Consider the following 14,468-nt stretch of genomic DNA (forward strand, 5'->3'; position numbering starts at 1 on the left):
CTGGATAACCCCTCTCCAAACCTCTCCCCGACACGGAGAGAGGCTTTGAATTTTCCCCCTTCCCTACTAGGGAAGGGGGTTAGGGGGTTAGGTTAAGCGTAGATTTTTCCACATAACGTGAAAAATCAGATTTAAGAGAAACAGAGTTAAAATCCTTCTGCCGCCTGCCGCCTGCCGCCTGCCTTCGGAACATAGCGAAAGAATAGGAGGTTTAGACAGCAAATTATGGTGGCGGCGATGAATGGGGAGGCTAGGCTGTGGGTGTTGACTAGCCAGGAGGCTAAAAGGGGTGCGCCTAAGTGTCCGATGTTGGCGAAGGAGGTGGCAAGGCTGTAGTTGAAGTGGAGGTGTTTGGCTGTGCTTTTGTTGAATATTTGCAGTTCTAAGGCGGCTTGGGTGACTGCTAGGAAGAAGCCGTAAACTATCCTCGCTAGGATGAGTAAGGGTAGGTTGGATGATAATCCTTGTATGCCTAAGCTGACGATGAGTAGGCTTAAACTTCCTAAGTAGATGGTATGGAGGCGTTCGGGACGACAGGCTTGACGAATATAGGGTAAGGCAGCGATCGCCATTACACTGGGTATCAGAAATAACAAGCTACTTGTGAGCAGGTCAACTTTTAGTGGTTCGGCGGTAACATAGGCTGTGAAGTAGGGACGGACTAAGTTATTGGCTAGTTGGAAGGTGAGAATTACTACCCCGATAGCGATGATGTAACCCAGTTGGTTTGGTGCTACTGGCTGATTTTCTCCCCTGCCCCCTGCTCCCTGCCCCCCTGCGGTAGATACACCCCGCAACATATAAGCACAGATGGCAAGTTGTAAAAGATCGGCTGCGGCAATCCCGTAAAAAATAATTAAGGGTGTGTCAATATTGACCATAAATGCGCCGACGATGGTAGCGATGATAATTGCACCATGAAATACAGCTTGGTATGTGCCGGCGATCGCAGCTCGTTTTTCTTCACCTCCTAGTTGGATAATGAGGGGATACACTAGCAAATAACTGCTTTTGCACAGTAACAGCAAAATTGTGTACATCAGAAATTGCTCTACACTGCTGCTTGTACCCATCAAGGCTGTCATGAAGGCTGCACCCAATTGTCCAACAAAGAGTAGGTGTTTGACTTCAAAGCGGCGTGACAACACTCCCCACACAGGCGCACACAGCACCACGGTTAACCGACACACAAAGATGTAGTAACCGGTGTAGGCTAAATCTGTCACGCCAAAGACTTTACGGAAAAACTGGGGATAAAAGGGTGACAGTAAAACCTCGTTGAAAATACTCAAGAACACACATAAAAATAATGCACCTGAGATGAGGGGTAGCCGATGCTTCATGGGACTAGACCAAATTGCTGAAAGACGTTGCGCTGTTGTACTGGGTACGTATTGCGTCCCGTTAAGGAGTTGATAATGACAGAATTGCGGTAACAACCTAAACCCAAATCTGGCGCACCAATCCCGTGGGTATGTAACTCAGCGTTTTGGACAAAAATCCGGTTGGGGATGTCTTGAGTCAGGGAGAGATGATAGTCAAAATTTACCTTGTAACGCCCTTTTTCATCCCATTGCAGCAAATCGCGGATATCTGCCATAAAATTAGGGGTGGCGTGATGATAGCCTGTAGCTAAGATAATGCGATCGCTTTCATGAATAAATGGTTGATGCTGATGAGAATGGCGATAGGTGAGACGATAACCTTCAGCAGTGGGTTCTATGTCTTTAACTTCTACTCCAGAGAGTAATTTAACATCAGGGTAATTATCAGCAACGGAACGCTCGTAAAGCAAATCATATATTTTGGCTATGGTGTTAAAGCTAATTCCCTTATACAGCAACCCTTGTTTAGTTAATAGTTCGTCTCGCTGTTCTGGTTGCAGATGGTAGAAATAATGGATGTAATCGGGTGAAAAATGTTCTAACCCCAATTTGGAATATTCCATTGGGAAAAAGCCGGAAGAACGAGTATGCCATTCTAGGTGATAATCATAGTTTTCTTGCTCTTGCAATAGTTCATAAAAAACCTCGGCTGCACTTTGTCCAGAACCGATAACTGTGATTGATTTCGCTTGACGACAGCTTACTTTTTGATGGAGAAATTTGGACGAGTGAAAAACATTTTCTGATACTAAATCACGGAAACAAGGCGGTATGTAGGGAACAGTCCCAACGCCTAAAACCAAATTGCGACAACGGTAGATGAAATTAGTACCAGACACTATAAATTCCTGCGCTTTTTCATCCCAATCAATACTTTTTACCTGTTCACCAAAGTAACAATTTGGTAATTGCTTTGCTACCCATTGACAGTAATCGTTATATTCTCGCCTGGGAATATGAAACTCTTCCCAGAAGTAAAAATTATAGAGACGAGACTTAGCTTTCAGGTAACTAAGAAAGCTGAATTTACTACTAGGTTCAGCCATTGTCACCAAGTCTGCCAAAAATGGTACTTGAATTGTCGTCCCCTCAAGTAACAACCCTGGATGCCATTGAAATTGAGGCTTTTGTTCGAGGAATAAAGACTTAATCTCTGTTATTGGTTCTAACAGCGCCGCTAAACCTAAATTAAAAGGCCCAAGACCAATACCAATCAAGTCATAAACACAATTTACCATGCTTTCCACCTCTGAAAAAATAGCTGGCGATCGCAAAACATCAACGCCCCAAATTTATCCGGTAATTCAATCTCTTTCTGAAACTCAAAACCACACTTTTCAAAAACATGAATCATCTTTTGATTGCGAATATCTGGTTCAGCAATAATCTTTTGAGTTGCTGTATTTTCAAATTGAAAAAATACCATTGCCCGTAACAGTGGCAAAGCATAACCTTTACCTAAAAATTTGGTTTCCCCAATTAACAAATGAATACCTTGATCTGTCGCTTCTGCTGAATAATGTCGAGCCACAATATCATCAATTGTCCAGTATGACTCCCAATAACTCATCGGTTCATCATCTAAACAACCAATATAAAGAGTTTGATGTTTATCTGCTAAAGTCCTTTGTAAATGCTCCCGCATCCGTTCCAAATCAAAGGCTAAATTCCAAAAAGGAATTACATGAGGTTGATTCATCCAGTTATGAATCAGGTTTAAATCCTCCTCCAAAACCACCGGACGAAAAGCAATAGTTTTATTGATTGCAGCATCAAACCTTGCGTAACTGTAATTAATCATACTAACCGACATAAACTTCAGCCTCAAATTCCTCTCATAAACTCTCTGCGTTACTTTGCGTAAACCCCTGCGTCCCTCTGCGTTTACATCAAAGGATTATCAACAGCAACATAGACAGACTGTGTAGAAACTGGCCCCACCAGTTCATCCAGATTATGAAACCGGGTGAGAAGATTAGCCTTACAAAGTAACTGTGATTGAAAAAGTAAATTATTCACTAAAGAATGTTCAGAATATTTGCCTAAGATGTTTCGCAACTCCCCTAAGAGTAATTCCTCATCTACAAGTCCAGCTACACCAAAAGCATTAATTAACCCGAACAAATTATTAAAAAACAAGTAGTAAGTCAATCGTTCATCAATAACCTCATCATCACATATTGTCTCACTCTTTTGACTAATCCCCGGCAAAATATTATCTAACAATTGATGACAAGAACGACGGTAATAATAACCTTGGTTGTCACGATAAAAGAACTTCTCAGGATAGCCATTTTTTAACTGTACAACACTATTTTGCTGATGGGCTTCTAGTCCTATCCCGTAAGTGAAATATAACCAGAGAATTGGCTCTAAGTAAATCTGTAAATAACGGTTGAACCAATCCAAACTCACCGCCTCAGTCGAACGGTTTTCTTGTTGTGCTAGTTCTTCAATAATCCGTGCTAATCGTGAACCGTTACCCAAAATAGAGTCTTGACATAAAGCTACTACACAAGTTGCATCCGTCTGGGGATTATTTAAAAACGGATTTTCTCGCAGAATTGTTGAGAAACCATCAACAGCAACACCATCAATTTTTAAGGTGATATAAGCAGGATCAGTGATGATTTGGAACTCAGGAAAACGCTGATAAAGTTGTTGCCCAATTTCACTTGTTAAAATTTGATGAACTTCTAAACTCCGTTCTAATTCTTTATATAAATTAGTGCGGACAGAGTTGGTAATTTTGATATTCAGCGACAATTTTAACATAAATGCCGCATCTGGATGATAGACAGTGCGAATTGAAGATGTAGGTTGATATGCTCGACCGACTAAACCTAAATCTTGCAATATTTCTTGCTTAATTAATTGTTGAATTTGTGGCTGTTGCAGTAAATAATTAGCTTGCCAAGGGTGTATCGGTAATAAAGCATATTCATCTTCATTACAGTAAGTATTTTTGAATTGATTATCAACCTTTGGATCAGCCAATAATTCTGATTTAATCAGCGTTGTTGCTGTCTGTGATAGCTGCGAACCTTCCAGTACCATTGACTGATGAATGCGGAAGTAATGCAGAGGAAAACTACCTTTTAATTCTGGCGAATAAATTGACAATTCATGGTCAGCAAAACCTTGCCGACTTTTTGGGGTGGGGTGTAAATGGTGTCCAAAAACTAAAGCTTGTTCAGATGCGATGAAATTACTGTTAAAAGTATAGAGCTTTTCTATATCTTGTCGCCGTTTCTGAACGAAATATTCAATGTGATTGCAGCTTTGAATCACTCGCAAAATCAGTTCATCTTGATGGCTATTGCTACCACCAGCTAAGGATAATTCTTTAGTAATGAGCGTTGCTAAGGTGAGATAATCCAGTTCAAGTAAATTACCTTTATCTACTTGATAATAAAGGGGAAAAGCAAATAAATGTCTACCTGTGGGTGAGTAATATCTTAAACCGATTAATAATCTCAGATTTTGTTGCTTTAACTCACAGCAGATGAGCGATTTTGTATTTGTGTTTTGGAAAACTTCTAAAATATCAGCGTCTTTTGTCGCGGTGGTGATGAGTTTACCCGTGTTGGTTTCGCGCAGATAGCAATTCAAAAAGCTGTGAATAGTTGCTTGTTCTGCAATTTGTTTATCAGTGCGATATTCCACCAGCACCGAGGTTGGTTTGGCAATTGTGTATGGTGTCATGTCTAGTGTATTGTTTGGGTGAAAGTTATTTAATGTTGGGAGTGAGGAGAGTTGTTCGCTCTCCCTCTCTCCTATTTTTTGCTCACGCAGAGACGCGGAGAGAATGAGAGTGTCGAGCTTAGAGGCTTAACCCTTCTTTACTCTCTTGTGCGTGAAATAAATACTTCTCACCTATCGTTGTGATAGAGTTGAGAACCTCTTGAATATCAGCGATCGCCGTCTGAGGATTCAGCAAGGTAAACTTTAGATAGGTAAGTTGACCAATTTTGGTCTGTGCGATGACTGCGATACCTTGTTGCAGTAAACTCATGCGAATATGGCTATTGATTTGATTTGCCCAAGTTGTACTATCTATGTGTGCTGGTGTTTCACTAGGAAGATAGCGAAAAACAACAGCGTTAATGGTAGGATTGTTTGCCAACTCCAATGCAGGTTCAGCGTCAATTAAACTAGCGGTTTCCTTGGCTAGTTCAATTGTTGTATCAATCATCTGTGCAAATTGTTTCCTCCCCAGAGTGCGGAGAGAAACAAACAATTTGAGCGCGTCGAATCGCTTGGTGGTTTGTATGGACTTAGTTACTAAGTCGGGAATGCTGGCTACTTCGTTGGTTTCAGGGTTGAGATAATCAGCGTGTAGCTTTATTAAATCAAAGTTTTGACGCTGTTTAACTAAAAAAGCACCACAGCTAATTGGCTGGTAAAACAGTTTATGGAAATCGACTGTAATCGAGTCAGCCAAAGCAATACCATCTAGTTTATCTCGATGGCGATCGCTCATCACCAATGCACCACCAAAAGCCGCATCCACATGAAACCACAGGCCATATTTCTCAGCACAGGCGGCTAATTCTGGTAATTTGTCAATACTAGCAAAATCCGTAGTTCCCGCAGTTGCAACTAAAGCAATGGGTAATAAATTCTGTTGCTGCAATTCTTCTAACTTCTGTTCTACCGCCGCCGCACAAAGCTGATAATCACTATCAGTCTCCACCGTTACCACAGCTTGCTGTCCCAAACCGAGTAAAGAAGCAGCTTGACTAATGGTGAAATGAGCAGCTTGAGAACAGAGAATCCGAAAACGTTGAGCTTCTGGTGGTAATCCTTGCTGCTGCACAGACCAGTTTAACTGATGACGTGCGTAAGCATCACGCGCTAGGAGCAACCCCATAAAATTCGATTGCGTACCGCCACTGGTAAATATACCATCAGCATCAGCATCATAACCAAAACTTGCACACAGCCAATTTACCACCTGCTGTTCCAAAACAGTAGCAGCCGGACTTTGATCCCAAGAATCCAGAGATTGATTAGTCCCACTAATCAACACCTCAGCCGCCACAGCAGGTAATAACGGTGGACAATGCAAATGAGCCATACAAGTAGGATGAGTTACCACCACCGAATGCTTGATGATATTCTCCCCCACCTCAGCCAAAACCTGACTCAAAGCCACCCCCTCATCAGGACACACAGCGATATCTGCAATAGTCCTAGTTAAATCCTGGGGACTCCTACCACTATAGGGTTTTTCTTGAGTAGCAAAATAATCAATCAACACCTCTCCAGCAGCAGCGATCGCCTCCCGCAAACCCTCTCCTGCAACAAAAAACTCATCAAACTTCTTTCTTTGCGTGACGGACACTTTGCTCAAGTCGGGAGACCCGCCCACGCAAGTGTCCTCCTTTGCGCCACCCTGCGGGAACGGCAAAGCCGAACTGCGCGAAATAATCACCATCAAGAAACCTGCGAAAGAACCGATAAAACCTGCTTCTCCGCCGCCTGTACCGCCGACGAAAAAATCTCACTAATACTATCAATCTGCGCTGGAGTCACAATCAAAGGCGGCAAAAAGCGCACCACGCTACCAAATCTACCCCCTAATTCCACAATCAAACCCCGACGCAAACACTCAGCCTGAATACAACTAGCCAACTGCGGATGTACAGGATACTTCCCACGCCGATCAGCCGATGCTTGGGGATTAATAATCTCCACACCAACCATCAAACCGCGTCCCCGCACTTCTCCAATACAGTAAGTTTCCCCTTGAATTTGGTGCAGATGTTTCAACAAGCGATCGCCCATCGCTGCCGCGTGTTCAGTCAAGGAATTTTCTAAAATATACTGTAGTGTCGCTGTTCCGGCTGCCATTGCCATTTGATTACCCCGGAATGTCCCTGCGTGTGCGCCTGGACTCCATTTATCTAGTGCCTTGTTGTACAAAACCACCGATAAAGGTAAACTCCCACCAATAGCTTTGGAGAGTAACAACACATCTGGCACAATCCCTGAATGCTCAAAAGCGTAGAGTTTACCAGTCCGTCCTAAGCCTGTTTGAATCTCATCAACAATGAGGGGAATATGGCGATCGCGGGTAATCCGGCGCATCTCTCGCAACCAATCATCAGGTGCAGGAATCACCCCACCTTCCCCTTGCACAACTTCCAAAATCATCGCCGCCGGTGTGACAATCCCACTTTCAGGATCATCCAAAATCGATTCTATATAACGGCTGCTGGTAATTTGTCCAGCTTCTCCACCCAAACCAAAGGGACAACGATAATGATAGGGATAAGGCAAAAAGTGGACATCTGGCATTAACCCTGTCACCGCTTGTTTAGGATTGAGATTGCCTGTTAAACTCAATGCTCCATGAGTCATCCCATGATAACCACCATGAAATGACAACACACTGCGGTGGCCAGTAGCAGTTTTCACCAGTTTAATCGCCGCCTCTACAGCATCTGCTCCCGAAGGCCCACAAAACTGAATCTTGGCATTCTGAGCAAATTCCGCAGGTAAACTAGCAAAAATTTCTTCGACAAACTGATCTTTAACTGGTGTAGTCAAATCTAGAGTATGCAAAGGTAAACCCGTATCTAGCACCCGGCGCATCGCTTCTATTGCTACTGGGTGATTGTGTCCTAATGCTAAAGTACCTGCACCAGCCAAACAATCAATATATACATTGCCATCAGCATCTTTGAGATAAATACCCTGAGCCTCACTAATGGCAATCCGAATCCGCCGGGGATAGCTTCTAGCGTTGGACTCTCGTGCTTGCTGACGCTCTAAATAGTGGCTTGATGCCGCACCAGGTACAGAACGCACGCGATTACTGGGAAAATCAGACTCTACACTACTCTGCGATGGACATATCTGCGGCAGCACGAAAGAGTGGCCTTCAGAGTGTACGCCATTGTGATTGAGTTGCATTGTGAAAATCCTCTAGGCGTTGAGCCTTAATGGTAAGTGGGAACAGAATATTTGAGAATTACTTGCATTAATTTCCTACCTGCTAAACATCCTACATGAAGATTAATGAAAAAGTCTACTAATAACTTGACAAAAAGATAAGAAATTTTTGATTCATTAATTCTTCTTATCTAAAGCTAGTTGCATCATCATACTAATGAAACTGATACCGAAAACACGCTTATAAAGGTATGTGTGCGTTATTAATGATAATGTCAGCAAGAATAATTCCTAACAGTAAATAGACAAAAAGCAAAATATCTAGAGACTATGTAGGAAGAGCTTTATCGGCTTTTATCATTGGTTTTTTCGTAGTTAATTCATACCTTTTTGAGATACTTCTTCAAGAAAATACTTGTATAAGTACTGAAATAGATATATTTTAATAAAATCAAAAACTATTGCTAATGCAAGTCAATAATAATAGGCGATGGATTGTGTCACTAGCCATAATCCAGTCGCAACTTTTAGGTGCGAAGTGAAAATGAAACCCGGAAAAATCCTTTTTCTTCTCTTGCTCACAGGTTCTGTTTGGTCATTAATCAGCCATCCTGGCAAAACTCAGGAAGCCCCATCCCCAACACAACTAAATACACAATCACCAGCACCTAACGCTCAGGAATTGACACAAGTAACTGGCGTGAGAGTTGTTCCTACAGTTCAAGGTCTAGAGGTGATATTAGATAGTACAGCCGCCGAAAAATTGCAGGTATCAACGCAAAATCAAGGCAATAGTTTGATTGCTGATATCACTAACGCTCAACTCAACTTGTCTGAGGGAAATACATTCAGCCAAAATAATCCAGCCACAGGTGTAACTAATGTGACTGTGGTTAATCACAATGACAATACAATCCGGGTGACTGTGACGGGAGAGAAAAGCCTTCCCAAATTTGAGCTATTCGATAGTGATACAGGTTTGATTTTGGCATTCACGGCTACTGAAGTAGCTCAAGATTCCCCCGCAGAAGTAGATGAACCAATTGAACTGGTGGTGACAGCAACGCGTACCGAAACACCTATACAAAATGTTCCGCGTTCCATCACTGTCATTGACCGCGAACAAATCGCCGCACAAGCCAGCACTTCCCGCAACCTCATAGAAATTCTGGGGAAAACAGTTCCCGGTTTAGCACCGCCAGCCCAAGGCGCTAGTAATTTTGGTCTAACTCTCAGGGGCAGGAATCCCCAAGTGTTGATTGATGGGGTTCCCCAATCGACAACCAGAAATGCGTCGCGGGATTTGCGAACAATTGACGCGGCGGCGATTGAACGAATTGAAGTAGTACGCGGCCCCAGTGCAATTTATGGTGATGGTGCAACAGGGGGTGTGATTAATATCATCACCAGGCGACCGACTGAAGAAAAATTAACTTCCCGGACAGAAGTTGGTGTAAGTGCAGCTTTAGGTAATTTGGAAGGGGACAGTTTTAGCACTAACCTACAGCATTTTATCTCCGCGAAACAAGGGAACTTTGATTTTACCTTTAACTTTGCAGTGGCTAAAAATGGCGGATTCTTTGATGCTCAAGGCGATCGCATTCCCTCTGATCCTAATGCCCAAGGTGGCTTTGCTGATGCTTCTAGTATTAACTTGTTTGGTAAGTTTGGTATTGATATAGACGCAAATCAACGTCTACAACTCACCTTTAATCGCTTCGACGAAAAACAAGATACAGATATCGCTAGTGACCCCAGGGTCAATACTATCCCTGGAAGACAAAAGGCTCGTGCTTTAGAAGGGTTGAGTTTGGATGAAAGGCCAGGGAATGAGAACACATTCATCAACCTGCAATACACCCATGACGATTTATTCAATAGCAAACTACAAGCCCAGTTATATTACCGGGATTACCTGACACGCTTCTTTCCCTTTGATGGTCGTAGCTTTGCTAGTTTGGGTAACGAAATCTTTCAATCGCGGGTGGAGTCAGAAAAGTATGGCGGACGCTTGCAGATAGAAACACCTTTATTTAATCAAGGTGCGGCCAAACTACTTTGGGGTGTAGATTACTCCCAGGAAGATACCTCCCAACCTGTCTCTGTATTCGACCAAGCTGCCTTTGTCGCCAGTGGGGGGTTAGCATTTCGTAAAACAGGCGATCGCTCTTGGACTCCTCCTTTAGAATTAAGGAGTCTGGGATTATTCGCTCAGTTGAATTGGGAAATAAGCGATCGCTTCGTCTTCAATGGTGGTGTACGCTACGAAAACGCTGATGTAAGTGTCAATGATTTCCGCACCTTAGCCAATCCCAACGTCACTATTGGCGGCGGTGATTTGAACTTTAACGCCACACTGTTTAATGTAGGAGCAGTATACGCCCTCAATCCCCAACTGAGTGTATTTGCTAACTATGCTCAAGGTTTCTCACTATCAGATATTGGTTTAGCACTCCGCAACGCCCCACCAGGATTTTCTGTAGAATCTCTCAATCCCGAACCGCAAAAAGTAGATAACTATGAAATTGGCATTCGCGGACAATGGGATACTGTACAAGCATCACTCTCAGCTTTTTATAACGAGTCCGACTTGGGTACAACTTTCACCGCGCCGGGGACTGTCATCCGCGCCCCAGAGAGAATTTATGGTCTAGAAGCAGCCATTGACGCACAACCTAGTTCTACATGGCAAGTTGGCGGGACATTCACTCTCATTGGTGGTGAAATTGACAGCAATAATGATGGCGATTACGAATCATTAGATGGGTTTAGGATTCCCCCGTTGAAACTTACAGCCTATGTAGAAAATGAGACTTTACCCGGTTGGCGAAATCGTCTACAAGCTTTGTACTCTGGTAATAGAGAAGTCTTTGGTAATAACAATACGGCCTTTGGTAGGAGACCTGTAGAAAGTTATTTAACAGTAGACTACATCAGTAGTATTAAACTCGGTGCCGGAACATTACAACTGGGATTAGAAAACCTATTTAATAGTCAATATTTCCCCGTAGTTTCCCAATTGCAAGCAAATGATAGCGCCTATGCTGCTGCTAGAGGAAGGACTTTGAGTATTAAGTATTCTTTTGATTGGTAAATTCTTTTCTTGATGAAGTAACTGAGGGAGGCGGAAAGCTTGATCATCCGCACTCCCAAATGAATCAATTCAAAATTCAAAATACCAATATTCAAATCTCATACATTACAGTGCAACTTTGAAAATTTTCGCTCCTCATTACTGAGCGTCCCAAGCTATCAGTACGTTCTGTAAATGAAAAACGTTGACCATCAAGCATTAGCTATTGACTGAGACTCAGCTAAAAGGTCTGATAAGGCTTGAACTGAGGTAGAATCGGCTTGTGGAGACCACACAACTGCTTGGGTTGATGCAAGTTGCTTGAGAAGGTCTTGTTTGGTTGCTTCATCATCATTATTAAGCTCCAAGGTACACCCATCTTCTCTGGCTAGCTCAAGCAGAAGAAAATGAATCAAGCGTAATTTATCCTGATGAGACAGCTGATTAATGGTAGGTAAAATTTCTTGGAGTGACATACCACAGAGTTTAAAAGGTATAGCCTCTATTTTATCCCAGTAACATTTTGCATAAACAGTATTTTTATGAGATTGTGAATAGCGATCGCCTCCACGGTCAGTGTCGCTAATGACAATCACAATCGCCCCAACTCCTGTAAGTTTTTCAAATCCAACTCAAAATCTTCAACATCATAGGAATACAGCGCAATTTTTCGCTGTTTCAGCAGTTGGCGAAACGCATTGAGGGGCATATCTGCTAAACGGCTGGTATAGCCAAGGGTTAAACGACCACTTTGAAACAGATATATGGCAATTTCTTGGCGAAACTCACTTGGTGTCAGTTGTGAGGCTTGCAGGATTTCATCTGAGATGACAACGCTCATAAGAAAACTAACTTAAAGATCACCCTTTCATTTTAATCTGGGCGATCAGCTACGCTGGGCGGTTACGCCATCGCTTCCACAGTCAGAGTCTTAAATGCGATCGTACTTTTGCTCCGTGCTGGGTTTCTTGTCGTTAACCTAGCCTATTGCGATAAGCGATCGCAATAATTAGCCATTTCCAATATTAATTTCAATAGAAAATTTCACACTATTCGCTGCTATATTTATTACATCTTGTCTGCGGTCTCCAGCAAAACCAGCTACTAATATTTCTGAGAACCAATACCAAAGCGGCATACAATTAGGCAGAATGTCCTCTAATTTTGCATCTTTACTTTTGTTTATCTGAGCTTCTACAGCTAGGGCTGGCACAACTAAAACTCCACTGATAGAATCTATTTGACTATCTGATAGAAGTGGAAACCAGATTTCATCACATCCAAAGTGTCCCATATCCCATATTGGAGACGAACACTCTTTCCCAGTATCAATAAATGCAGTAGGTATTAATGAATAATCAATATCAAGCAAGCACGAGGGAGTAAAAATAAAATAGAATGAGCTAGGAGTAATATCAAGCATTAAACTGCTTTGAGTTTTCTTCTCCAAACCAACTTCATGATAAAAGTCATCTATTTGACCATTCACATCAACTCTCTTGCATTGAATGAGGCAACTATATTCTATTTCCGACCGACTATTATTTTGATTTATCCGACGTTTAATGATTAGACCAATATCTGCTCCTGTTTTATTTTCTTTTGTAGACTTTCGGATATTAGTGTTTAGATAGATGTTCTGATCTCGTAACAACCCAATAACACTTCCCCAAACATTTTCTAATGATGAAGTATCCAAGGCATCTACCAAATACTCTGTAAAGGCACGTTCATCTATATTTTGTTTTGAACCTTTGATCCGGTTGTTTAATCTTCTCGCTATTACAGATGAAATAGTGAGACAAGGTTGGGAAAGCAACTGTTTGACCTCATCTGTTAACCAAGAATCCATAATTTTTTACAGGTAAATTGACTGAATTTTACAGTATAACAACAGTCAGATTTATTTTAAGGAAACTAAACATAAGCTAAATATAATTACTTGTTTTTCTTTCAAAGTTTTCCCTATAGATAATCCTCACTTTTCCTTTCAACTTCCTCTTCCGAAGTACAATGATTGTGAACACAATTGATTCGTTATGGTTGGCGATCGCTTAACTCATTGTTACATAAGTGTCATTCCACCTGATTTATTGCCCAAGCAGAAACACATAGCGAAAAGTTGAGCGTGGGTTTCCTGCGCTCAAGACTTTTCAAAACCGAGTTTTTCTTATTGGATGAATTTAAAATAGCTTGAAGCCGAAGTTATTGAGAGTTTCACGCAAATTTTTGCAGCCTTTGAGATAGTCTAGGGTGGCGATTATCTCGGCGGAGTGTTCTGACCAATCACCAGCGACGTTCATGTTTTGTTCGGTGTAGAACTGTTTCATAATATCGTTGTAACGAGCGATGTCTGGCGACAAGCCGCTTCGCATCAACGCATCTTCTTGTTCTTCTCAAATAGGTTCTATAGAGTTAGAATCTAAGTTTAGAGTACAAAAGTACTGTATAAATTAAACATAAGCAAATATAGGGGTATAAATGTTTGAAACCCCTACACCCCTAAACCCGGTCTCAACAAAAAATCTGGGTGCGTAAGTCCTATAAATTTGGTTAAACAAAAATTCATATAAACAAATATAAAATTAATCATAATTAAAGAATTTTTTGCTTAATCAAACTAATACATTTATCTTTGCATTTGTTAACACAAACCGTGGCTTTATATTGCAGTTTGTTACCATCTTGTATGGACTTGAGGAATATTCCTTTAGACTGAATCTCAATGGCAAAAATTGGGATGAATGCAGATGCACGGAGTTAATTTCTTGTGTCATGGGTTTGTAGTTGCTGTATCCTTTGTGGCTTGCATTGCTGGCTTGATGTTGCTGTGGGATAGCAAAGGTACAAAAGATGATGAACGGGAAGAAACCGAGAAAATTCTATTTAGAATGAGCTTTAGTTATTGGCTAGTTTATTGTGTGGCATTTGGTTTGGAAAAGTTGGTTTTCCCTAACTATGAGCCAATGATCATGACATTGAAAATAACTACGGCTTTGTCATATTTTTTAACTTTTTCTTGTATATTGAGTCTGCCACTACATAGATTTGCAGTACGCCAAGAAGTTCAGGATTAGTCATTAGTCACTAGTCATGTGGACTATTGACTA

The 14,468-nt window shown here is 41.7% G+C and carries 12 protein-coding genes; 2 read left to right on the forward strand and 10 right to left on the reverse strand.

The window, feature by feature from the left end:
- Nucleotides 1–146: 146 nt before the first annotated feature.
- From ACN222_RS01935 to ACN222_RS01960, 6 genes are all read right to left on the reverse strand, one after another.
- Nucleotides 147–1,343, reverse strand: a complete 1,197-nt coding sequence (locus ACN222_RS01935) for an MFS transporter (RefSeq protein WP_010994567.1) — start codon at nucleotides 1,341–1,343, stop codon at nucleotides 147–149.
- Nucleotides 1,340–2,623, reverse strand: a complete 1,284-nt coding sequence (locus tag ACN222_RS01940; RefSeq protein ID WP_010994568.1) for a lysine N(6)-hydroxylase/L-ornithine N(5)-oxygenase family protein — start codon at nucleotides 2,621–2,623, stop codon at nucleotides 1,340–1,342. Before ACN222_RS01940 ends, ACN222_RS01935 begins: the two co-directional genes overlap by 4 nt.
- On the reverse strand, nucleotides 2,617–3,198 hold the full coding sequence (locus tag ACN222_RS01945; RefSeq protein ID WP_010994569.1) for a GNAT family N-acetyltransferase: 582 nt from the start codon (nucleotides 3,196–3,198) through the stop codon (nucleotides 2,617–2,619). The genes ACN222_RS01940 and ACN222_RS01945 overlap by 7 nt, the downstream gene beginning before the upstream one ends.
- A 71-nt stretch (nucleotides 3,199–3,269) precedes the next feature.
- Nucleotides 3,270–5,090 (reverse strand): IucA/IucC family protein, encoded by a 1,821-nt coding sequence (locus ACN222_RS01950; RefSeq protein WP_010994570.1) that lies wholly within the window; start codon nucleotides 5,088–5,090, stop codon nucleotides 3,270–3,272.
- Between the two features lie 118 nt (nucleotides 5,091–5,208).
- Nucleotides 5,209–6,825, reverse strand: coding sequence for a pyridoxal phosphate-dependent decarboxylase family protein (locus ACN222_RS01955; protein ID WP_010994571.1), 1,617 nt, complete (start codon nucleotides 6,823–6,825; stop codon nucleotides 5,209–5,211).
- The gene (locus ACN222_RS01960) at nucleotides 6,825–8,306 is read right to left on the reverse strand and encodes an aspartate aminotransferase family protein (RefSeq protein ID WP_010994572.1); all 1,482 of its coding nucleotides are present in this window, start codon (nucleotides 8,304–8,306) and stop codon (nucleotides 6,825–6,827) included. The genes ACN222_RS01955 and ACN222_RS01960 overlap by 1 nt, the downstream gene beginning before the upstream one ends.
- 523 nt (nucleotides 8,307–8,829) lie before the next feature.
- Here ACN222_RS01960 and ACN222_RS01965 point away from each other — a divergent pair.
- The gene (locus ACN222_RS01965; protein ID WP_044520605.1) at nucleotides 8,830–11,379 is read left to right on the forward strand and encodes a TonB-dependent siderophore receptor; all 2,550 of its coding nucleotides are present in this window, start codon (nucleotides 8,830–8,832) and stop codon (nucleotides 11,377–11,379) included.
- 191 nt (nucleotides 11,380–11,570) lie between these two features.
- On the opposite strand, the gene ACN222_RS01970 is transcribed toward ACN222_RS01965, so the two are convergent.
- The 4 genes from ACN222_RS01970 to ACN222_RS01985 all read right to left on the reverse strand — a co-directional run bounded on the left by ACN222_RS01970 (nucleotide 11,571) and on the right by ACN222_RS01985 (nucleotide 13,733).
- Entirely contained in the window at nucleotides 11,571–11,954 is a 384-nt protein-coding gene (locus tag ACN222_RS01970) for a hypothetical protein (protein WP_010994574.1), read from the reverse strand.
- Entirely contained in the window at nucleotides 11,951–12,199 is a 249-nt protein-coding gene (locus ACN222_RS01975; RefSeq protein ID WP_010994575.1) for a UPF0175 family protein, read from the reverse strand. Before ACN222_RS01975 ends, ACN222_RS01970 begins: the two co-directional genes overlap by 4 nt.
- A 168-nt stretch (nucleotides 12,200–12,367) precedes the next feature.
- Nucleotides 12,368–13,210 (reverse strand): hypothetical protein, encoded by an 843-nt coding sequence (locus ACN222_RS01980; RefSeq protein ID WP_010994576.1) that lies wholly within the window; start codon nucleotides 13,208–13,210, stop codon nucleotides 12,368–12,370.
- A 331-nt stretch (nucleotides 13,211–13,541) separates the two neighbouring features.
- A complete protein-coding gene (locus tag ACN222_RS01985) occupies nucleotides 13,542–13,733 on the reverse strand; it encodes a hypothetical protein (protein ID WP_010994577.1) in 192 nt (63 codons plus the stop codon).
- A gap of 369 nt (nucleotides 13,734–14,102) precedes the next feature.
- Here ACN222_RS01985 and ACN222_RS01990 point away from each other — a divergent pair, with 369 nt between their 5' ends.
- On the forward strand, nucleotides 14,103–14,435 hold the full coding sequence (locus ACN222_RS01990; RefSeq protein WP_010994578.1) for a hypothetical protein: 333 nt from the start codon (nucleotides 14,103–14,105) through the stop codon (nucleotides 14,433–14,435).
- Nucleotides 14,436–14,468: the final 33 nt, after the last annotated feature.

The organism is Anabaena sp. FACHB-595 (assembly GCF_048568275.1).
Lineage (GTDB): Bacteria > Cyanobacteriota > Cyanobacteriia > Cyanobacteriales > Nostocaceae > Trichormus.